Below are 19,034 nucleotides of genomic sequence, written 5' to 3'. Positions count from 1 at the left end.
TGGGCGTTAATATCGGTAACGCCGCCGTGGGTAGCCCAGCGGGTATGTCCGATTCCGCAATGGCCTTCCAAATTGGATGGAACAATAGCCCGTAGATCCGCAATTTTACCGGTCCGTTTAATGATCCGGATTCCGCTGTGGTTCTGCACCGCAATACCCGCAGAATCGTATCCCCGGTATTCAAGCCGTTTCAGGCCATCTAACAGAATAGGGGTAGTATTTTTGGGTCCGCAATATCCGACAATACCGCACATAATGAGGTTCCTCGCTCATTTTAAGTTTTTTTGTTTGCCCGAGTACCCTGTGGCACCCGTTAATGGCATACGCTTAGTAAAAGTATACCGGCTTAGGCCATGGATGACCATATAAATTACCAAAATGATTGTCCTTTTGCCCGATTCCGGTTATGATATACCATCATGAGTTCTGGAACAGACCTTTTTACCCTATTGCGGCTCTATGCGAACAAAAACCGGACTCCCCAGGTCAGTGTTGCGGTCTTTCTGCAATTTCTGGAAAAATATGCAAAACACTACGAAGCAACCCGGGAAGATCTGGCCTATTGGGCTCAGGATACGGGACGCAAGGTGTGGTCTGAGCTTTCTAAGCTGGCAGAACAGGGCAAAATAGAACTTATCACCGATGAAGCCGGAACGGTCATCTCAATTCATCAATTTTATTTAGATCTTTTACAGCAAGCATACAAGAATATTGATGAGTCTGCCGAACTGCCCTTTCCAGATGAAAACAGTCTCGGTGTCGTAATGCCTGCTAACCAGGTGCGCAACATCAATATTGAATATGACCTCCCCAATTTAATTGCCCAGAATCCGAAGGATAATCCTCCTGAAAATCCGCCAATTTATAAACTTGTTTTTCCTGATAATGCTGGCTCAGCATTGCTCCTTACACCGATGCTCCAAAAGCGGCTCCTTGAAATATCTCTCTTAAAAATACGGCATTACCTGCGAAGTCACAACAATAAGGAATATATCCAGCACAAATTGGCACCAGCGTTCCATGGTAAGGAAGCCCAGCTTCGGGATACCCTGAACCATCTTTTGGTCCGACCCTTTGATGCAATTCGGGATATGGAAGCCTCTGGAGACTTTATATATCCCTTCTGGGCCTATTTATGTACCCAAATAAAGAACGATATAAAGAAAAAAAACGACCGACTCCCTGAAGATTTAGCGGCCCTGCAAGCGGTGCTTATTTTAGAGGTTTACAACAATTATTTTAAGGGAAAGGTTACGAGGGAAAAGGAAGCGGAGACCGCATTCCGGAACCTGGAGTTACAGCTTGAAAAACCGCCCTTTTACTATACTATCGATGACATTGTCCGTTTTACCGACACGAAGGGAGTTCCCCTCCTCGGACAATATACCCAGGAAGCCCTAGAACAGTATCTTAAAAGCAAAACAACCACGGCTAAACAGGACCAACTGCCTGACCTTTTAATCGTTCAGGGCAGGGAGGGCGTTAAATGGTTTATCAAAAAAAATAAAATGCTCGTCCTTTGTTTTAAGCTCCTTGGGGAAGTGCGGCCTAAGGTAAAGACAGCTATTTCCCAGCGCTGGTTCAAACTGATGCAAGCCTATGAAACAGAACCGTCCATGCAGGATGAAGCAGCCTTTGAACAGGAGCTTTGGGAATTGACCGAGCGGATCTCTCCCGTTTTGGTGTCCCTCTTGGATGATAAAAAGCTATACCTGGTCCATGAAGAATTAGAAAAGGGAGAAAACGGCATTCCTGAACATACGAGACTTTTTTACAAAGGCACTTTAGTCCCCTTGAGTGAGCTCTTGCTGCTTAAACAAAAGGACCTGCTTACGGACGTTAAGGTTCTGCTTCCGTTCTGGTATTCACTGCCTATTATATCCTCACTCATTGCATTCTTTAAACGGCAGAGTAAAAAACGAAAAAAACTTAAAAAAGCTGCTACCCAAACAAACATAAATGGCGCAAATACGGATGATCGGGACGAGAAGACAGGAGACAGCGCATCGGATGCTCGCCAAAAGGACCGTCGCAAGGAACTTCGAGAAGTCGCCCTTAAACACCGAAGCCGTCTTATTCCCGAAGGGCACACCCTCGATTCCTATATGGAAGAGCTGCTTGACCGTTGGAATAGAATCATCAATGTGGATGCAAAGAATAACCTAACAGAAGATGTCAATTCTCTGATCCGGGACTATCTGCGCCGTACTATACGGAGCCTCAAGAACGCACCATTTACGGCGGATCGTATATCCAACCTGGCAGAAACCCTGATCAACACGCCGAACCTCCAGAAACTTCCTGCCCAGGAATCGCTTAAATTGTACATCCAGCTATATATCGTTAAGCTGCTCACCGAATAAAAGCGGCAAGAACGCGTTTCTTTGACAGACCGATTAAAGCAAAAAACAATGAATGCCCTGTACAAAGGATGACATTAATACGGGACCCATATTGGTCCCCATCCTATGTATCGGGAGGCACCGATGAACAATTTAAATTCCATATTGATCGAAGGAAATCTCGTCCGGGATCCTTTGCTCCGTTCCACGCCAAAGGGGACCCCGGTCTGTACCTTCAGTCTAGCATCTAACCGCTTTTACAAACAGGACACGGGCTTTGAAAAGGAAGTAAGCTTTTTTGAAGTGGAAACCTGGTCAAAGCTCGCAGAAAGCTGCCATACCCTGGGGCACAAGGGCCGGGGAGTACGGGTCGTTGGGAGGCTCAAACAGGAACGATGGCAAGGACCGGACGGCAAACCCCGGGCAAAAATTGTTATTATTGCAGAGCATGTAGAATTCCGCCCCGATTTCTCTGACAAAAAAGACAGCCAGAGCGAAGAAACCAAGGAAGATCTGGCCGCTGCTGCTTTAGCAGCTGAAGAAGAGCTAGATACTAGCGGCCTTGTGGCTTCCGAGATTGCCGAGGAACCGATGGTTGAGACGATGGTTTTTTAAGACCCTCATCGGGGTTCGAATAAAAGCCATCCTTCCAGTTAAAGCGGGTAGTATTGGGAAGACTTTTACCCGCTTTAAGGGCAGACATTACATCCTTATAGTCAACCTTTTTCAGGGGAGGACCGGAAAAGTCCACAATAAAGCGGCTAAAACCGGCCTCCTTAAGAAACTCCTGCTTGTCAACAATAGAAAAAGGCTGCTCAGGAATTACTAAACTGCCGTCTTCACCGGTAATAAGCCTAAAATTTTCATCCTTGCCGTCAGAAAAATACTCAAAAGTATACTGCTCGGAAAGATCAGCCCGGATACGGAACAAGGCAGGGTATGCAAAGAGGGTCACAAAGGTATAGGGCCGCAGATTTTCATTAACAGTCCGTTCCAGGTTTTGGCGGTTATTTTCTAAAGGCGTCACCTTAAAGATGAGCCCCTGTTCATGGAGCTGGGCAAAGGACCAGCTGTTAAAACTGTAAAGATAGGGGCCGGCAATAAGACGAGCATCGGTATTTCTAAAGAGCGAAAGATGAGCAAGATTGTTTACCACAAACTGCCGGTATCCCTTCGCAAGCAGCTGCGAGATCTCATCTGGAAAAAGGTTTTCCAGTTTTTCTGGATAATAGGGATCAAGAACGAGGATCAGTTCATTTTTAGAAAATGGCAGGGGACCGGTTCCTTCCAGGATTGCCTGAGCCACGGAACGGGTATAAGAAAGCATGGCCCGAACCGGTTTTGCAGACTGCAGGACAAAGAGGTCTTCGATACGGGACACCGCAGCATAAATGCCTTCGGGGAAAAGATCCTTTTCTGTTTTCCCCGGCAGGGGAAGCGATACCTGAGGCGCAATCTCCCTTCCCGGCATACGCCTGAAAGGGCTCAAATCTTTAGGCAATACCGATGGGTAACGCTTTGTCATTGCCCGGGTTTGGATAATATATACCGAATCCCCAATATCAAAATTATCCGGGATGGATACCCAAACACCTTCATCACTCACTGTTACCTGACTGATTTTATGAGATTTGCGTTCCGAGTCATCTTTTTTATGGAGCCGAATTGAATCACCGGCTTCAATCGTGACTGAGGTCTTTCCCAGCAAACCCCGCCGGTCTCCACTGGTTCCCCGAACTTTATAGATTGTGCCCAGAGGTATTCCGGTGCCTCCGGCCTGGTTGGGATCCAGCCATGCAGAGGGCCCTGCAGTATCCATATAAAAAGAGGTTTTTGGACGGGCAAAGTCATGCCGCAGAATAGCTTTTGCTTCTTCAAGGGCCTGTTCTCTGTTGCCGTCCAGATTATCCAGAAGATGCCGATAGGCAGAAACCACTGTCCCCACATATTCAGCACTCTTCATGCGGCCTTCTATTTTTAGCGATGCAATTCCAATATCCGCAAAGACCGGTACCTGATCAATAAGCTGGAGATCCGCGGGACTGAAATAATAGCCAGATTCGTCATTATTCCGATACAGTCTGCGGCAAGCCTGGGTACACATGCCGCGGTTTGCGGATTTTCCGCCCAAATAGCTTGAAAAAAGGCACAGTCCCGATTCGCTGACACAGAGGGCTCCATGGACAAAGAGTTCAAGTTCCATGGTAGTTCGTTCCCTGATCGCCCTGATCTCTTCCATGGTAAGTTCCCGGCTCAGCACAACACGGCTAAAGCCCTGCCGGGAAAGTACATTGGCGCCCCTGGAACTTGACACGTTCATCTGGGTGGAAGCGTGCAGTTTTAATGAAGGGAAATGCTGCCGGACCATGCGGGCAACACCGAAGTCTTGGACAATAATCCCATCAGGGCCAATAGCGGCCAGGTATTTCAAAAACTGGTACATCCGGTCAGCTTCGCGCTGCTCAAAAACCGTATTGACCGTAACGTAGATCCGTTTCCCCATCCTATGTAGGCTCTTTACAGCCCCTTCGAATTGGGAATAGGCGAAATTGCTAGTCCTAAGGCGGGCATTAAAATTTTTAAGCCCCAGATATACCGCATCCGCCCCTTCATGTATGGCCGCATCGAGGGCTTCGGGGGATCCAGCGGGGGCGAGCAATTCAATTGGTTTCATTGTATAACCTTTACAAGAACGCCTAGTTTTACAAGGCCGTCATACACAAACTGGACAGAAAGGCCCGAAAGCAACAGTCCCATTATACGTTCGATGACTGATACGCCGGTGCGGCCGAGAGCTTTGAGTATATACTCCGACGCACCCATGGCCAGGGCAGCCGCAGTCAGCGTAAGGATAACCGCCACGAAGAGCATGGGCATAACAAGTAGCACCGGGTGGGTAGAACTGGTAAAAAGTAGTATGGTAGTGATAGCGCCGGGACCTGCCAGCATAGGAATGGCCAAGGGGAAAATTGCTACCGAAGTCCGTTCATCTTCATCTTCTTCCAAAGGATTTTCATTGCTGGAAACCTTTGACCTATTTGCCTGTCCAAACAGCATTTCCAGGGACACAATAAAGAGCATAATACCGCCGGCTATAAAAAAGGAACCAGGATGTATGTTTAGTATGAGCAGCAGCCACTTACCGGCTATTATAAATAAAGACAAAATCACAAAGGCTGTAAAAACCGCCCGTTTTATGGTCCGTTTTTTTTCTTCCGACTTGAGCCGTGCGGTAAGGCCAATATACATGGGAACAAGCCCAAAGGGATCAATAACGATAAAAATAGTAAATAAAATCTGGATAAATAATGATAGCATAGACAAAGGAATATACTGTTTTTTTTAAGTTTGGTACAGGGATAGAGCCCAGGGGCTCAGTCCTTCTTGTCTCCCTTTGCTTTTTTTCAGTTATTTAAGTAGTATATAAGCAGGCGTTTTTGCGTTACCGCAGGCGCAGCGGCGATAAAGCAACCGCAAGCAGTCGTCATTATCAAAGGATAAGGAGCCCCCCATGAGCACAGAAGTTAAGCTGACCGCATCCAATTTTGATGCAGAAGTGATGCAGTCCTCACTCCCCGTTCTTATAGATTTTTGGGCAGAATGGTGCATGCCATGCAAAATGATTGCCCCCCTGGTAGATCAGATAGCCACCCAATATGCGGGAAAACTTAAGGTTGGCAAAGTAAATGTGGATGAGGAAAGCGAATTAGCTAACCGATTTGGTATTGTTTCGATACCAACACTGCTTGTTATTAAAAATGGATCTGTCGTACGCCAGCGGGTAGGAGCACTACCCAAACATGAACTTGAGAACCTGTTTAAGGACCTGATCTGAGTTTTGAAAGAACTACCTTGAAAATCCCGATTTGTCGCAACGGTTGCGTGCGTTCTCTATGAAACAGCATGCAACCGTAAGCAATCGCAAAGCCAATTTCATAACTCAAAGAGTAATGGCCAACTTCTGAAAAAGTTATTTTTTATTTTTACTCACCATTTTGACGGCCTTTAAGGTGGTGTCCGCATAACGTTCTGTTCTGTTCGGGAGGCCGGGGGTAGCGCCGCTTGTCACAGTTATATACCAATCTTGAGAACTATGACTATCTGCCACAGTTTCATCCCGGCAGATAGTTCTTGTCGTAGTGGTAACATTGCTTCCGAAAGCATCCTTTGGGAGGATCGGTCCTTGCATCTGGTCTTTACTTTGCCAAGCACTGTTTTCTGAAAGGAGCGTACAAAACTGGACAAGTTCATTTTTTGTCCATTCTCCACTTGTGTACTCGCTGTACAATACCGCATCTAGAATGCCTCCATCCTGATTCAAGAGAGCTACGCCATCGGTCTTGCGAAGCCGTTCTTCGTTTCCAGCGATCCACAAATCTCGAGCAGAAGTAGATGTCTCAGTACAGGTTGAACGACTCAGATCACCCGTAAGTTCATCCACAGCCCCCTCTTCTATTGTCCTCAGATGCAGCACAATGTATTCACCCTGGGAAACTTCTATGGGAGGAAATTCGTAAATAGGCTTATCTTTTCCATTTATCGCGGTAATTACCGAAATAGCACCCAGATTGCCTGCTGATTTTGTATATAGTTCGATAAACTCCACCTTTGGCTTACTATATTCTGTACGAATTTCATTAATGACCATATTCGGCAGCCGCTCATTTCGAGCACGGAAGGGAGTAAGTACATTAAGGATATTCCCTTTTGAATCAGATACGATTAAATCAGCCATAAAACGTTCTCCTGCTGGCAAAGGGTGGATAACTTTTACCACCACCCGCTGCCCATCCTCGATCTGTTCTATTTCTGCAGGAGGATCGAATTGGACTGATTTTACGTTAACAGGAACTGAAAATTCAAAGGCAATTTCTGTGGCAGATACCGCCTTTGATCCGATAAACTCAGGCATTATGGTATCAAAGGAAATGATATTTTGGAGTACCGTTTCTCCCTTACAAGCTAAAAGACCAGTGAGGATAACAACCTGAAAAGTAATAGCACATACAATTTTCCGGGCTTTGTTCATCAATAATACCTCCTGAACTTTTCGCACAGACTTGCCGATTCATTTATGTACAGAAGGAAAAAACAGAATACTTTAAAAAAAATAGAATACTTGGTAGGATGATTCTATGAGCTTTACCATATATACTTTGGACCTCCGCTCGCCTTTTTTATATTCCAAGATTCCCGTATCTGATCCTTTCGCTGTACTTGATTCAGGAGAACAGACGGTTTGTTTTTCTTTACCTGACACAAACGCTTTTTCAATCGAGCCAGACCCTGAAAATTATCTGGGTCCTATGGTCTTTGCCGGAGTACAGAGCGGAAGAAGCGAGACACCTCAATGTTCTATTCCACAGGGCTTGTATCTTTTTGGTCAGGTCTGGGAACATCCGAACAAAGAGCTTTTTACAGCCATGGCAATCGAAGTCCAAAAAGAAGGGCTATGGAGAAGACTCGAACTAGAACCCCTTGTATTTTTAAGAGTTCTCAAAGAAGAGGATGAACTCGTAACCCAGGTACTCAGGCCAATAAAACGACTTTCTTAAAAAGGCTGATGGAAACTAAGGTGGCCAAAGCTCATAATCTTCGTAAACGGGTCATCATTTCCCAATCCAGTAATATTTATGAAAATCTTGCCCTGGAGAATTTGCTTTTTTCTCAGCTTACAGAGGATGAAACGATACTGTTCCTCTGGCAAAACACTGATTCGGTAGTCATTGGAAGATTTCAGGATCCGGAGATTGAATGTAATCTTTCAGCCATGCAACGGGATGGCATTTTACTGGCCCGTAGGCAAAGCGGCGGCGGCACCGTATGGCACGATATGGGAAACCTTTGTTTTACCTTTATGGGGTCTAAGACCTGTTTTGATCGGAAAGATAATCTTTTATTTATTGTCACGGTGCTGCGTTCACAGGGTTTTCCTGTGGAGCTGAATGAACGGCACGACATTCTTTTACAGGGAAATAAAATATCGGGATCTGCCTTCCGCGAAAAAGCGGATCGAGCCTTTCACCACGGGACCTTGCTGATCAATTCCCAGCTTGAAAAACTTAAGCTTTACCTAACACCAGCGGTAGAAAAAAAAGAGAGCAGACACATCCGGTCGGTTCGTTCACCGGTAAGTCAGCTCTCTGAATGGAACACTTCGGTTTCTGTCAAGGATATACAAAACCTGCTCGCATCTAACTATTCACAGGACCCAGCACAAATTATTTCTGCAGTCCAATTTCTGTCCGATTCGGCTTTTACTGACTATCTAGCACACATCCAAAGCCCAGCGTGGATCTACAATCTATAAACGAAGGGCTTCCACCATATATCGGATATCTAGTCCAGATGAAGTCCTTTTAGTCATTTCGATAACAAAAATCATCGAGCCATCTTTAGGGGCAATCATGACACGGCATATACGGTAGGAAGCAATGAGGGACCGTTTAATGGACGGAGAACCAACCACATACTTCTTTTTGTTGTTGTCCGATTTTGTTCGTTCAAGATTGATAAAAAACGAAGACTTTAAGTCATTCCCGGTTCCTTCAACCAGGCTGACCAAGCTAGCCGTATAGGAATCGCCGCTTTCAAAATCCCTAAATTGTATCTGCTCTCCAATCGGAGTACCGCTGGAAGTTCCGGCAGCAGAGCCGCTTGTTGACTCTTTTTCGTTCGCAGCCGCCTTGTTATCCATGGAAAGATAGAGCGGCCTGCTTTGTCTGAGGAAATCAATTGAATATTTTTTAAATAAAGGACCATTTGCAGCCAACAGTGTATAAAGGGCTCCAGTACCATCCTGCCCTTGAATTATTGGCACAGTATGGGTATAGGTTAATTTTCCATTTGGCACAAAGTTGTTTTTAGGGACATCGACAAGAAAAACTTCGGCCCATGGTTTAAGCGTTATGGATTCAACACCATATTGTGCAAATGTATAATAATGACCATCGGAAGAAAAACCTAGATCCACAAATGTGGCAGCATCCCCGGCCCAAGCAATACCGGTAAAACAAATCGCAAACGTTATTATAATGATAAACAGGCGTTTATACATGTCATGCTCCTTCGTTATCTTATCGGCATTTCTATACCGGTCTTGAGTATACCCTGAGAGTAAGTTATGGTTATGGTATGACCCTATCTGGAAGAAATCGGCTTGTTATCCTAGGAATTGTCTGGAGTTCCCTTACCGTAGTGTTTCTCGGTTTTTTTTCTATCAAAACTTTTCCGATTTATCCTCAGATCGAAATGCAGGCAATAAACCGTACCTTTGGGTTCGCCCATACCTTTTTTGCCCCCTTTTTTTCTCCCTATCCTTTTGCGCCGCTCTTTTCAATATGGTTAAGCATTTTATACAGTTTGGCAGGTATCATTACCGTATATGTTCTTTTTGAAAAAACACAGGCCCCTGAAATTCTATTTTTTGCCAATTTTGTGTTATCTCTGAGCCTGGAAATTAGCCGGATGGCTAATCCCTTGATTAATTACTACGGCACATCCCTCACCTATTCGGTTTTTGCCGGCAAATTGCTGCTTTTTAGCCGCCTTTTTGGACTATTCTCCCTCTTTTTAGCGAGTGTGTATGCTGCGGGTATGGAAATGCAGCGATACGGTCTTTTACTGCTTTTTAATGGGGCTGTGTGTTTTGCTTTAGCTTCAGGGGTACCTATAGATAGTATGAGCTGGGATACTGCCATGACGCCTCAATTTGGGTTTTCGGACATGTTCTTTCTTATTGAGATGACAATTGTAATTATTACCATACTGAGCTTTTTTATTGCTATTAAAAACAAAAGCAGCAAGGATTATATGTTTGTCAGCATTGGTATTGTGCTTGTGCTACTGGGCAGGGATTTGCTGCTTCATGCGGACACCATTCTGGAGATTGCGCTCGCTGTACCAATGCTTGCACTTGGCACTTGGATGTATTGCAGCAACCTGCACCAGTATTATTTATGGCTGTAAAAACTGTACAGCAAAACCAACACCGATAGGCATCAGGATATTATCAAAATCTTTTAACGGAAACACTTCGATGACTGTTGCGGTAAGACCGGCAATAAGCGCGACCGGCAAAGATCGTGAAATCCGGAAGGCCATAAAAAACACTGCAATAAAACATGCAAGAGAGCCTTCTAGGCTTTTACCCATCAGGAAGGCCGGTCTTACCCTGCCAATGAGCTTACCAACCAGGCTCGCCAAACCGTCACCGAAAGCAAGGGCATATATGGCAATAGATGCTGCAGGAGCTGGATATAAAAGCAATGCCAGCATGGCGCCCACTCCCAAAGTTACCGGACCTAGCACAAAACGCCCCTGATCGCGCTGCCGGGCAGCTAATGACGTAATCTGAGAAATAAGAGGAACCACAAGACCAGATAAACGCATAGTCTCCGCATAGGAGTACACCAGGACTCCAAGGGCCAGAACTGCCAGCGTTCCAGACTTGCTAATGACTGCCAAACTTGGTACCAGAGCTATGAGAAAATGAATTGATTTTCTAATTACTTCAGTCTGTATTTCATCGGTCGTCTTTGAATATATCATGTCGTTTTTACCCCGTCATTATTCCGAAACAATAAATATATAGCAATTTTCATGCCAAGCAAAACAAGCCAGGTCATTTAGTTCTATTTCATTGAAATATATATATTTATTTTTATTTTAACATCAATAAAATGATGTATATCTATTTTATGTCTACAATTGTAGACATAAAATATTCATAATTGACTACTCTGTAATCAGGAAGGTTTTACCTTGACAGAAAGATAATGATGATGATAGTATCTGCCTCAGGAACAGGGCTTTCTGTTGGACGATTAACTCAGCGGGAGAGTGCTACCTTCACACGGTAGAAGTCACTGGTTCAAATCCAGTATCGTCCAACAGAAAGCCATTATTTTTGCAGCAATTTTTCCCACGGGGAAGGCTCCAGCACATCCTTATCCAGATAAATATAAATCTGCCGTTCGTAATTTTTTACCGGATATAGTGCGTTCCGGGTGTTTAAATAGGCTAAATTTTTAGAGTCCGAACGAATCATACTTTTTGGATCCCGGGTTATTAAATCCCAGGCCCGAGAGGATTCGGCATATAGGGCTAAGGCTTGGGACCGCAGGGAAGCATTGCCAGTATCATCTGCCAAATTTTCTAGGGTCGCTGCCAGGTTGTTTCTAGCCATCATAAGCCGTTCAACAAGTTCCATATGTTCTGGCCTATCGTTAGGCACCAGCATGGGAAATCGGGAACGTTCGGTTTCCAGCATATCAAGGAGTCGGTTATAATACCCCTGGGCTGCAAAATAATTTCCCCTCAGATACGATGTATTGCCTAAGGCAAAGAGAAGCCGTCGGTTGAGCGGGAACTCCACAGAGGTTTCAAAAAACTTTTCCAGAGCTTCCGGCCAGCTTTTTTTAGTAAAATAAATTACTCCCATGCGATACTGAGTTTCAGGCTGGGCCCAACCATGAGCAAGGGCAAGAGCATAATGTTTCAGGGCTTCGTCATAATTACCTGCACTGAAATATTCAATATCCGCAAGATCTGCGTACAATCTTCCAAATTCTGGCGTTTGGGCAAGCACCTTACGCTGTACCGCATCTTCATAGACCCCTATTCCAGCAATCAGCTGGGCTTGAGCAGATATAAATTCCCGGTTATCCCGAAGTAAACTCGCATAGCGGCGGTAGGTATCGATATGGTACCCTATTCTGCGGCCCGACAGCTCTGGTGCTTTTTCGAATACATCGAGAGCCATTTCCAGCATTACTTTTTCATCCGATGGCTTGCCAAACTTTGAAAAATAGCGGGCCAGATGATAATATCCTTCCGGCAAGTTCTTATCTCTCTTGATAGCCCGCTGCAGGACCTCCCGCAAACCTTCGATTTGGGCAATATGCTTATCTGGCACTCCTGTTACAACCTGAAGTTTCTTATCGAGCAAGTAGCCTCCCATTTCTGCAAGGCTCATACCGCTAATTTTTCGTTTCTCTGATTCCATGAAGTAGCTTTGCATAGAAAGAACTTCAGCAATATTATCTACCCGGATAAAGTATCGGAGCATCCGCTCCATCACCGGATCTTCCCTTCCGTAACGCCCCATGTAACGGGCATAGGCTTTTCTTGCCTCTTCATACCGGTCTCCGTACTGCTTGGGATCCGAGTCACCCCACGCAAGGTTGATATCTCCCAGGGCAAGTAAACCCTCTTTGTCTTCGAGTGAATACTCGAGGATATGGTCTCGAAGTATACGGTCTGCTTTGGAGTAATTATTTAAATAAGTAGCTTCAAAATCGGCAAATTCGAGGGCACCTTTCTTATCCCGCGGATAATACCTAAGCAGTTCCTCATATTTTTGTTCTGCATAGATATACTGCCGTTTATCCCTGAATTTTTGTGCGTATTTAAAAAACCATGACTTATTTCGCCAGAGACCAAAGGCTTCGGAAAACCGTTCGTTAGCCCGTTGGTAATCACCAGCCTCAATGCGCTCGTATCCTTTTTTATAGATTGATTCGGCCTTCAAGGGGGTATAGATAAACTCAAAGGTCAGATAGAACAAAGAAGCTGAAACAAGAAGGACAAAAACAAAGAGTCCTAAAATCGGCAGTACCCGATGCCGGAAAATATAGGCGAAGCTGGCCCGTTCGGCTTCTAATTCTTCGCCGGTTTTCTTTTCAAACCCCTTCGGAATTTGAATGCTTCGTCCTAAAAGACCTCCAGCCAATGCGGCGGTTTCTTTTGCAGAAGCCCCGTTAACCAGCATTTTAATCAAAGCAGCCATCTGGTCGGGGACCACCGCTTGTTCAGCAATGAGTTCCTCACAGGCTATTCTGAGGTTCAGGGGGTAGGATGCGAGGGTAGCTTCGAGTTTTTTATAATCCTCTTCTGAAAGCGAGATTTCTTCGACCGTTACACCCTTTGGTTCAGCAGCTTTGGCAGTTCGGCCCTTTGGGGCAGGGCCGCGTGGGGCTTCTTCTGGTTGTTTAAAAAGATCATCAATACCCGCGAGGGAAAAGTCTTCCATTGCGGGCATACCGGTAAAACCGGTTTCAGTTTTCTCCACAGCAGTTTCAGAACCAAAACCTTCTATGGTTTCAGTTCCCAGTGAAAATTCATCAAATTCGCTGAGAGATGGTTCACCGAGAGATCCGAGGTCACCTAAACCGCTCGATGCGGCTGCTTCCGCACCGCTACTAGGGCTTCCTTCAGGGATAGGCCCTTCAAACTCAGGAATGGAAAAATCAAATGCTTCCGGTTCTTCGGGGACAGCAGTTTCAGTCTCGGCGGGTTCTTGAGGCTTTGACTGGGGCGGAATTTTTTCGAACCCAAGTTCTTCTCCTCCAAGATTTTCCAGATCCAGAATATCGTTTTCAGGGCCGATAGCTGTGTTCGTTTGTTCAATTGCCCCAGTTTCATCAAGAGGACTTTCGATTTGCTCATCTTGGGGCAATGAAAAATCGGTTCCGAAAACATCGACTGTTTCAGATTCCCCATATTCAGGTGTTTCCGTAGTTTCCTGGCTCGATGTTTCATTTTGTGTTTCACTGGAGGCTTCTGGTGAAAAAACTCCCTCCAAACCAAGGTCCGGGATGCTGAAATCTTCAGGTTCTCTCTCCGCCTCATTACCGAAGTAAACTTCGGTGCCGGCTTCATAACCAACTTCATTGCCGGCTTCGACTCCGGTCTCAGTAAAATCTTCAGAGCTGGCGTCGGACCCGGCCTCTGTTCTGCTTTCTTCAATCTCGTCTGAAAAGCCTTGCAGGAGATCTTCCGGTACTGAAAAATCTTCGCCTTCCGGGGAATTACTTTGAAAATCCGCTTGATTCTGGCTTATGTTGGCTTCTTCAGCACCTATAGGCTCGCTTTCTCCGGCTGCTTCCTCTGGCTCCGCAAATGCGTTTTCAGTTAACGAATCGATAAATCCGCTGAAGTCAAAATTTTCCTCTTCAGAAGCAGGAGCGGCCGCCTCATTTTCAGGCATGCTCAAAGTATCGACCTGCTCATCGCCCAGCGGATATTCTTCGCCACTGGCAACACCCGAAAATGCTTCTGCTTGTAAATCCAGCGGAACCGGCTCTGTGTCAGGTAAGGGTAAATCGTCATACTGCTCGCCTGTTTCTGTAAGGACAGAGCTTTCCCGGCCAATTTCCTTAAAAGAAGCTTTAAATTCCTGTAAATCCTGCAAAGAGGGCATACTCAAGATATTGAAGCATTGTCCGATAATTGTAAAGAACGTATGAAACGCTTTGTGCTAATCTTTCTTTTCATTATATTCAGCTCTTCTCTTTTTGGTCTCGATCAGGAGTCTTATAGGTTTTTAGATCATCTTCTTGCCATTAAAAAGGCCGGAGCACCGGAGCTTTATGAGGACGCGGTGATATTTACCTTTCCTTCCACATCCCGCAGGGTCGGCATTGCTTTTGCCCATGAAGGGTTTAGCACAGTTCACTGGTTTAAAAAATTAATGAAAACGGAAAATCCTCCAGAGCCAACACCTGGTACCGAAAAAAAGAAAACTGCAACGAATCCAGTCTATATTGATTCTGGGATTCTCTTCTTCGTCTATGAATTTCCTGAAGGCCTTAAGGAGCTGCGATATCGGCTAATCATAGATGGGCTCTGGGTTACCGATCCCAATAACCCCAACTATCGAATGGATAGTTCCACCGGTATTGTTCATTCGGTCATGTCCCTGCCAGAAATATATCCAATCGATTATGAGAAACGGCCGGCGATTTACTCAGCCCCTGCAGGGAGTCTCCGTTTTATGTTTGATGGAGATCCGGGACAGCGGGTAACCGTGGCGGGAACTTTTAACAACTGGGATCCCTTTATGTATGAACTAACTGAAAACTATCCCGGCCATTACGAACTCGTACTCCCTTTAAGTCCGGGTACCTACCGTTATGTTTTTTATTATAAAGGAGAACGGGTATTGGATCCCAATAATCCTCGTAAAGTGTACACCAGAGAAGGCCAAACCGCCTCGGAAGCGGTTGTAAAATGAACCCCGATGCATTAGCTAAGCTTAGCATTGCGGCAGATGCTAATAGTCTCAGTTTGAGGATAGATTGCGGACATAAAAAAGCCTTATAAACCATTACTTTATAATGATTTATAAGGCTATAGCAGGGGCAGGACTCGAACCTGCGACCTCCGGGTTATGAGCCCGACGAGCTGCCAACTGCTCTACCCTGCGTCGTGTGTTAAAAGAACATACCAAAATACGAAATTTTAGTCAAGTGGTCGAATATCTTTGGTTTTAGCCAGGGTAAGTGCAGATGCAAGAGCGATATAGGCCAATATAACCGGCAGTACTGCAAAGGACGAAGGGAACAGGAGCAGCAAATTATAGATACCATGGATTAAAACCGCACTTATTCCATAAAAAACGGCTTTTACCATTTTTCCGCGTTGAGCTTCACCGCCTTTGAATATCAACCACGCAGCGACACTCACACGGGCAGCACAGGCGGCATGCAAGGGAGCAGAAGTTAAGGTTCGTACAATGACCAATTGGAGATTAAGCATGCCATAGGAAATGGTCTCCAGCATGGCAAAAGAGAATCCCGCGGTTATTCCTATAAAAACCACAATATACAAAGGAAGCAGTCTTTGTTCTTCCGACATCTCATGTTCGTCAAATTGATAAAAAACGGGGAGTATCCAAAAAAGAAGGATTAAAACGAGGAGACGCCCCAGTTCTTCGGTCATAGCATTCCTGATAAAAACCGTGTATATGAGGGCAAGAAAAGTACCGGCATTTGCTGCTGGAAGCGTTATCTGCAAAAGACTTGCCAGCAGCATAGAAAGGCTTCCTGCGGCAAGAGCGGCAATAAAAAGCCAATTGCCAAATTGGGGAACCCTCTTTTTAAGATAGAAAAAGAGAACAATAACCGGTAATGCTGAGATGCCTACTACTAGAACCATGAACAAGGAACTGCTCAATTTTGTGCGACCCCCTTGCCTATTGTAGCAAATCGAATACTCTAGGGTCTATGGAACAAAAAATGGCAGCCCAGGAAAAAAATTTCAAGGGAATAATTCTCGTTGGACCTAAACACTCAGGTAAAACCAGCACCGGTAAAGCTTTGGCCAATTTACTTTCAGGCACCTTTATTGATTTGGATGACGAAATCGCCCTCCATTCAGGACAAACACCCCGAGCGCTCTATCGTCAGAGCGCAGAACTATTCAGAGCTACGGAGCTAGAATCCACACGGAAGCTCGTTGAACGCATCAATGTAGAACATAAAAAAGGTCTTGGAGCATTCTATATCATAGCCACAGGGGGCGGAATCGTAGACAATCCAGAAGCCATAGAATTGTTAAAACAAATCGGCACCCTTGTATTCCTTGACCTGTCTACCAAGACTGCCTGGGACCGCATTGTGAAAGCCGCAGAGCGGACCGGCGAGCTCCCTCCCTTTCTTAAAACCGAAAATCCGGCCGAGACACATCGGTTACTTCATGAACGGAGATCTGCCGCATATAGAAAACTGGCAGACATTATCATTGACGCCGAGATAGATAGCCCAGAGCAGCGGGCAAAAGAAATTGTTCACCTTATAAGCAATAAAATACCTTGACCTATGCCAAGTTTCAGTTATACTTGATTACAATATGGCAAAAGAACGGGTCCTCATTGTTGAAGACGAAAAAATTATTGCCCTCGATCTCCAGCGCCGCCTTGAACGATTCGGTTATACCATCTGCGATACCTGTTCCGAAGGCGTCGATGCCATAGAAAAGGCAAAACTGCACAATCCTGACATCATTTTGATGGATATCATGCTCAATGGCCCCATGGACGGCATTGAGGCGGCAAAAATTATTAAACAGGAACTGCGGCTGCCCGTTGTTTTCTTAACTGCCTATGTGGACGACCGGACCCTGGAACGGGCAAAGACTGCTGAACCATACGGCTATATCCTAAAACCTTTTAAAGAACGGGAACTGTATACTGCAATCGATATTGCCCTATACAAATTTAATGCAGAACTCCAGATAAAAAAACAGGAACGACTCTTTTCCGCCATTTTGCACAGCGTTAACGATGGCCTTATTGCAGTAGACAACGACCTTATGGTCTTATTCCTCAACCCCGTAGCTTCCCACATGATCGGATGGACCGAAGAAGAAAGCAGGGGCAAACCTATTCATCAGATACTGTCCTTAATTGATTCAAAAACCCTGAATCCTATTCTTCCAGATATGTTGCCACAGGGAGACAGCTCTAATAAATTCCGTGATGTGGTCATGAAAGGAAGACTCGGTCAGTCCTATATCCTTGATGGAGCTATTACCAAAATACACCAGGCAGGGAACGAGGTAGAAGGCTATGTAATCGCCTTCCGCGATGTGACAGAACTGAGGAAATTGTCTGCCACGGTGGATTATCAAACCAGTCACGATAAGCTCACCGGCCTTGGCAACCGGGAAGATTTCTCTATAAAACTGCAGGGATTGCTGGAAGAATTGGTTCGCTACGGAGGGTCCCACACCCTGCTGCAGCTTGACGTGGATCGCTTTAAGATAGTTAACGACACCTGCGGGACCATGGCAGGGGACGAATTGCTCAGGCAGGTGGCCACCTATATTCAGACCCTTACCCAGCGCAACGATATTGCTGCCCGGCTCGGGGGAGATGAGTTTGCGGTGGTGCTTAAGGACTGTGTCCTGGAAAACGCCATGCAGGTTGCCCAAAGACTTCAGGAAGCGGTGCAAAACCATAAATTTGTATGGCAGAACAACCTGTTCCCCATCACCCTGAGCATTGGGCTTGTGCCCCTTACCAGCGAAGACTCAGACATTCATATGGTCATGGCTGCCGCCGACGATGCGTGCTATATCGCCAAAGAAGAGGGCGGCAACCGGATCCGGGTCTTCCAGCGAAACGAGGAAAAATACATACTCCGCCGCGGCCAGATGGAATGGGTGAGCAAGATTAACCAAGCCTTGGAGACAAATAAATTTAGGCTCTGGTACCAGCTCATTGAACCATTGCGAGCCCTGCCGGGGATACACCCAAAACTGGAAATCCTTATTCGTATGGAACAGGATGATGGAAGCATTATCAGTCCTGGAGCCTTTATACCATCCGCAGAACGGTACGGCCTCATTTCATTGATCGACCGCTGGGTGTTCGAAAACACCATAAAAGCATGGACCCAGCTCAAGGGCCGGAACCATGAACTAGTGAACCGTCTTTTCTCTGTCAATATCTCAGGCGCCACAATCCTTGATGAGACCTTTATTGACTTTGCCATTCATATTACCAACCAGTACGGGGCAAACCCCGGCAACTTCTGCATTGAAATTACCGAGACATCGGCAATACAAAATCTTTCCTTTGCAACCCGGTTTATAGAAAAACTAAAAAGCCACGGTTTTACCTTCTCCCTCGATGACTTCGGTGCCGGATTTTCTTCTTTTAACTATCTTAAAAGCCTGCCGGTCGATTACCTAAAAATCGACGGGTCCATAGTCCAAAATATTGACGAAAGTCTCATCAATTTCACCATGGTAGAATCTATCAACTCTATGGGGCATGTGATTGGCTTAAAAACAATTGCAGAATTCGTCAGAAATCCCTCTATCATCGAACGGCTCCACCGTATTGGTGTCGATTATGCCCAGGGATATGCAATCGCGGAACCCAAACCATTACCATATAACCGATAG

General features: G+C 45.5%; 16 protein-coding genes, 2 tRNA genes and 1 pseudogene. 10 read left to right on the top strand and 9 right to left on the bottom strand.

All coding sequences use genetic code 11. From position 1 onward, the window contains the following. Positions 1-254, bottom strand: a pseudogene (locus Q7P68_RS04935) (glutamine--fructose-6-phosphate transaminase (isomerizing)); the annotation flags it as partial. Between the two features lie 165 nt (positions 255-419). Here Q7P68_RS04935 and Q7P68_RS04930 point away from each other — a divergent pair. Both Q7P68_RS04930 and Q7P68_RS04925 read left to right on the top strand, forming a co-directional pair. After that, complete coding sequence (locus tag Q7P68_RS04930; protein ID WP_304223545.1) at positions 420-2,363, top strand: hypothetical protein; 1,944 nt, start codon at positions 420-422, stop codon at positions 2,361-2,363. Between the two features lie 123 nt (positions 2,364-2,486). Next, complete coding sequence (locus Q7P68_RS04925; protein ID WP_304223543.1) at positions 2,487-2,957, top strand: single-stranded DNA-binding protein; 471 nt, start codon at positions 2,487-2,489, stop codon at positions 2,955-2,957. On the opposite strand, the gene Q7P68_RS04920 is transcribed toward Q7P68_RS04925, so the two are convergent. Beyond that, positions 2,896-5,016, bottom strand: a complete 2,121-nt coding sequence (locus Q7P68_RS04920) for a peptidase U32 family protein (protein ID WP_304223542.1) — start codon at positions 5,014-5,016, stop codon at positions 2,896-2,898. The genes Q7P68_RS04925 and Q7P68_RS04920 overlap by 62 nt on opposite strands. Then, entirely contained in the window at positions 5,013-5,660 is a 648-nt protein-coding gene (locus Q7P68_RS04915) for a MarC family protein (protein ID WP_304223539.1), read from the bottom strand. The genes Q7P68_RS04920 and Q7P68_RS04915 overlap by 4 nt, the downstream gene beginning before the upstream one ends. Before the next feature lie 193 nt (positions 5,661-5,853). On the opposite strand from Q7P68_RS04915, the gene trxA reads away from it, so the two are divergent. Further along, positions 5,854-6,177, top strand: a complete 324-nt coding sequence (trxA, locus tag Q7P68_RS04910) for a thioredoxin (protein ID WP_304223537.1) — start codon at positions 5,854-5,856, stop codon at positions 6,175-6,177. Between the two features lie 135 nt (positions 6,178-6,312). On the opposite strand, the gene Q7P68_RS04905 is transcribed toward trxA, so the two are convergent. Next, a complete protein-coding gene (locus tag Q7P68_RS04905; protein WP_304223534.1) occupies positions 6,313-7,371 on the bottom strand; it encodes a lipoprotein TP_1001-related protein in 1,059 nt (352 codons plus the stop codon). Between the two features lie 106 nt (positions 7,372-7,477). On the opposite strand from Q7P68_RS04905, the gene Q7P68_RS04900 reads away from it, so the two are divergent. Together Q7P68_RS04900 and Q7P68_RS04895 are read left to right on the top strand one after the other, a co-directional pair. Next, positions 7,478-7,897: a hypothetical protein gene (locus Q7P68_RS04900; RefSeq protein ID WP_304223530.1), complete on the top strand. Its 420-nt coding sequence runs from the start codon at positions 7,478-7,480 to the stop codon at positions 7,895-7,897. Positions 7,898-7,905: 8 nt separating this feature from the next. Beyond that, on the top strand, positions 7,906-8,652 hold the full coding sequence (locus Q7P68_RS04895; RefSeq protein ID WP_304223528.1) for a lipoyl protein ligase domain-containing protein: 747 nt from the start codon (positions 7,906-7,908) through the stop codon (positions 8,650-8,652). Here Q7P68_RS04895 and Q7P68_RS04890 read toward each other — a convergent pair. After that, the gene (locus tag Q7P68_RS04890) at positions 8,647-9,399 is read right to left on the bottom strand and encodes a DUF2259 domain-containing protein (protein ID WP_304223525.1); all 753 of its coding nucleotides are present in this window, start codon (positions 9,397-9,399) and stop codon (positions 8,647-8,649) included. The genes Q7P68_RS04895 and Q7P68_RS04890 overlap by 6 nt on opposite strands. A gap of 77 nt (positions 9,400-9,476) precedes the next feature. Here Q7P68_RS04890 and Q7P68_RS04885 point away from each other — a divergent pair, with 77 nt between their 5' ends. After that, a complete protein-coding gene (locus tag Q7P68_RS04885; protein ID WP_304223523.1) occupies positions 9,477-10,310 on the top strand; it encodes a hypothetical protein in 834 nt (277 codons plus the stop codon). Here the strand turns inward: Q7P68_RS04885 and Q7P68_RS04880 are convergent. Continuing rightward, positions 10,299-10,892: a diacylglycerol/polyprenol kinase family protein gene (locus tag Q7P68_RS04880; protein WP_304223521.1), complete on the bottom strand. Its 594-nt coding sequence runs from the start codon at positions 10,890-10,892 to the stop codon at positions 10,299-10,301. The two genes, Q7P68_RS04885 and Q7P68_RS04880, sit on opposite strands and share 12 nt — an antisense overlap. A gap of 269 nt (positions 10,893-11,161) precedes the next feature. Here Q7P68_RS04880 and Q7P68_RS04875 point away from each other — a divergent pair. Continuing rightward, positions 11,162-11,233, top strand: a tRNA-Val gene (locus Q7P68_RS04875). An 11-nt stretch (positions 11,234-11,244) separates the two neighbouring features. Here the strand turns inward: Q7P68_RS04875 and flcA are convergent. Continuing rightward, entirely contained in the window at positions 11,245-14,544 is a 3,300-nt protein-coding gene (gene flcA, locus Q7P68_RS04870) for a periplasmic flagellar collar protein FlcA (RefSeq protein WP_304223520.1), read from the bottom strand. A gap of 42 nt (positions 14,545-14,586) precedes the next feature. Between flcA and Q7P68_RS04865 the strand changes: the two genes are divergently transcribed. After that, positions 14,587-15,357: a glycogen-binding domain-containing protein gene (locus tag Q7P68_RS04865; RefSeq protein ID WP_304223517.1), complete on the top strand. Its 771-nt coding sequence runs from the start codon at positions 14,587-14,589 to the stop codon at positions 15,355-15,357. Positions 15,358-15,476: 119 nt separating this feature from the next. On the opposite strand, the gene Q7P68_RS04860 is transcribed toward Q7P68_RS04865, so the two are convergent. Together Q7P68_RS04860 and Q7P68_RS04855 are read right to left on the bottom strand one after the other, a co-directional pair. After that, positions 15,477-15,549: transfer RNA gene (locus tag Q7P68_RS04860), tRNA-Met, on the bottom strand. A 35-nt stretch (positions 15,550-15,584) separates the two neighbouring features. Continuing rightward, positions 15,585-16,280, bottom strand: a complete 696-nt coding sequence (locus Q7P68_RS04855) for a PrsW family glutamic-type intramembrane protease (protein ID WP_304223514.1) — start codon at positions 16,278-16,280, stop codon at positions 15,585-15,587. 68 nt (positions 16,281-16,348) lie between these two features. Here Q7P68_RS04855 and Q7P68_RS04850 point away from each other — a divergent pair, with 68 nt between their 5' ends. Further along, positions 16,349-16,939, top strand: coding sequence for a shikimate kinase (locus Q7P68_RS04850; RefSeq protein ID WP_304223512.1), 591 nt, complete (start codon positions 16,349-16,351; stop codon positions 16,937-16,939). Between the two features lie 34 nt (positions 16,940-16,973). Next, complete coding sequence (locus Q7P68_RS04845; protein ID WP_304223511.1) at positions 16,974-19,034, top strand: EAL domain-containing protein; 2,061 nt, start codon at positions 16,974-16,976, stop codon at positions 19,032-19,034.

It is taken from the genome of Gracilinema caldarium (assembly GCF_029265695.1).
GTDB lineage: Bacteria > Spirochaetota > Spirochaetia > Treponematales > Breznakiellaceae > Gracilinema > Gracilinema caldarium_A.
Note: the sequence above shows the minus strand (reverse complement) of the source record. Positions and strands in the feature narration are given on the sequence as shown.

Bases quoted from the DNA above. Each gene is read 5' to 3' on its own strand.
- Q7P68_RS04905 (WP_304223534.1), bottom strand. From the start codon at position 7,371: ATGAACAAAGCCCGGAAAATTGTATGTGCTATTACTTTTCAGGTTGTT.
- Q7P68_RS04900 (WP_304223530.1), top strand. From the start codon at position 7,478: ATGAGCTTTACCATATATACTTTGGACCTCCGCTCGCCTTTTTTATAT.
- Q7P68_RS04865 (WP_304223517.1), top strand. From the start codon at position 14,587: ATGAAACGCTTTGTGCTAATCTTTCTTTTCATTATATTCAGCTCTTCT.
- Q7P68_RS04880 (WP_304223521.1), bottom strand. From the start codon at position 10,892: ATGATATATTCAAAGACGACCGATGAAATACAGACTGAAGTAATTAGA.
- trxA (WP_304223537.1), top strand. From the start codon at position 5,854: ATGAGCACAGAAGTTAAGCTGACCGCATCCAATTTTGATGCAGAAGTG.
- Q7P68_RS04845 (WP_304223511.1), top strand. From the start codon at position 16,974: ATGGCAAAAGAACGGGTCCTCATTGTTGAAGACGAAAAAATTATTGCC.
- Q7P68_RS04925 (WP_304223543.1), top strand. From the start codon at position 2,487: ATGAACAATTTAAATTCCATATTGATCGAAGGAAATCTCGTCCGGGAT.
- Q7P68_RS04885 (WP_304223523.1), top strand. From the start codon at position 9,477: ATGACCCTATCTGGAAGAAATCGGCTTGTTATCCTAGGAATTGTCTGG.
- Q7P68_RS04890 (WP_304223525.1), bottom strand. From the start codon at position 9,399: ATGTATAAACGCCTGTTTATCATTATAATAACGTTTGCGATTTGTTTT.
- Q7P68_RS04855 (WP_304223514.1), bottom strand. From the start codon at position 16,280: ATGGTTCTAGTAGTAGGCATCTCAGCATTACCGGTTATTGTTCTCTTT.
- flcA (WP_304223520.1), bottom strand. From the start codon at position 14,544: ATGCCCTCTTTGCAGGATTTACAGGAATTTAAAGCTTCTTTTAAGGAA.
- Q7P68_RS04915 (WP_304223539.1), bottom strand. From the start codon at position 5,660: ATGCTATCATTATTTATCCAGATTTTATTTACTATTTTTATCGTTATT.
- Q7P68_RS04850 (WP_304223512.1), top strand. From the start codon at position 16,349: ATGGAACAAAAAATGGCAGCCCAGGAAAAAAATTTCAAGGGAATAATT.
- Q7P68_RS04895 (WP_304223528.1), top strand. From the start codon at position 7,906: ATGGAAACTAAGGTGGCCAAAGCTCATAATCTTCGTAAACGGGTCATC.
- Q7P68_RS04930 (WP_304223545.1), top strand. From the start codon at position 420: ATGAGTTCTGGAACAGACCTTTTTACCCTATTGCGGCTCTATGCGAAC.
- Q7P68_RS04920 (WP_304223542.1), bottom strand. From the start codon at position 5,016: ATGAAACCAATTGAATTGCTCGCCCCCGCTGGATCCCCCGAAGCCCTC.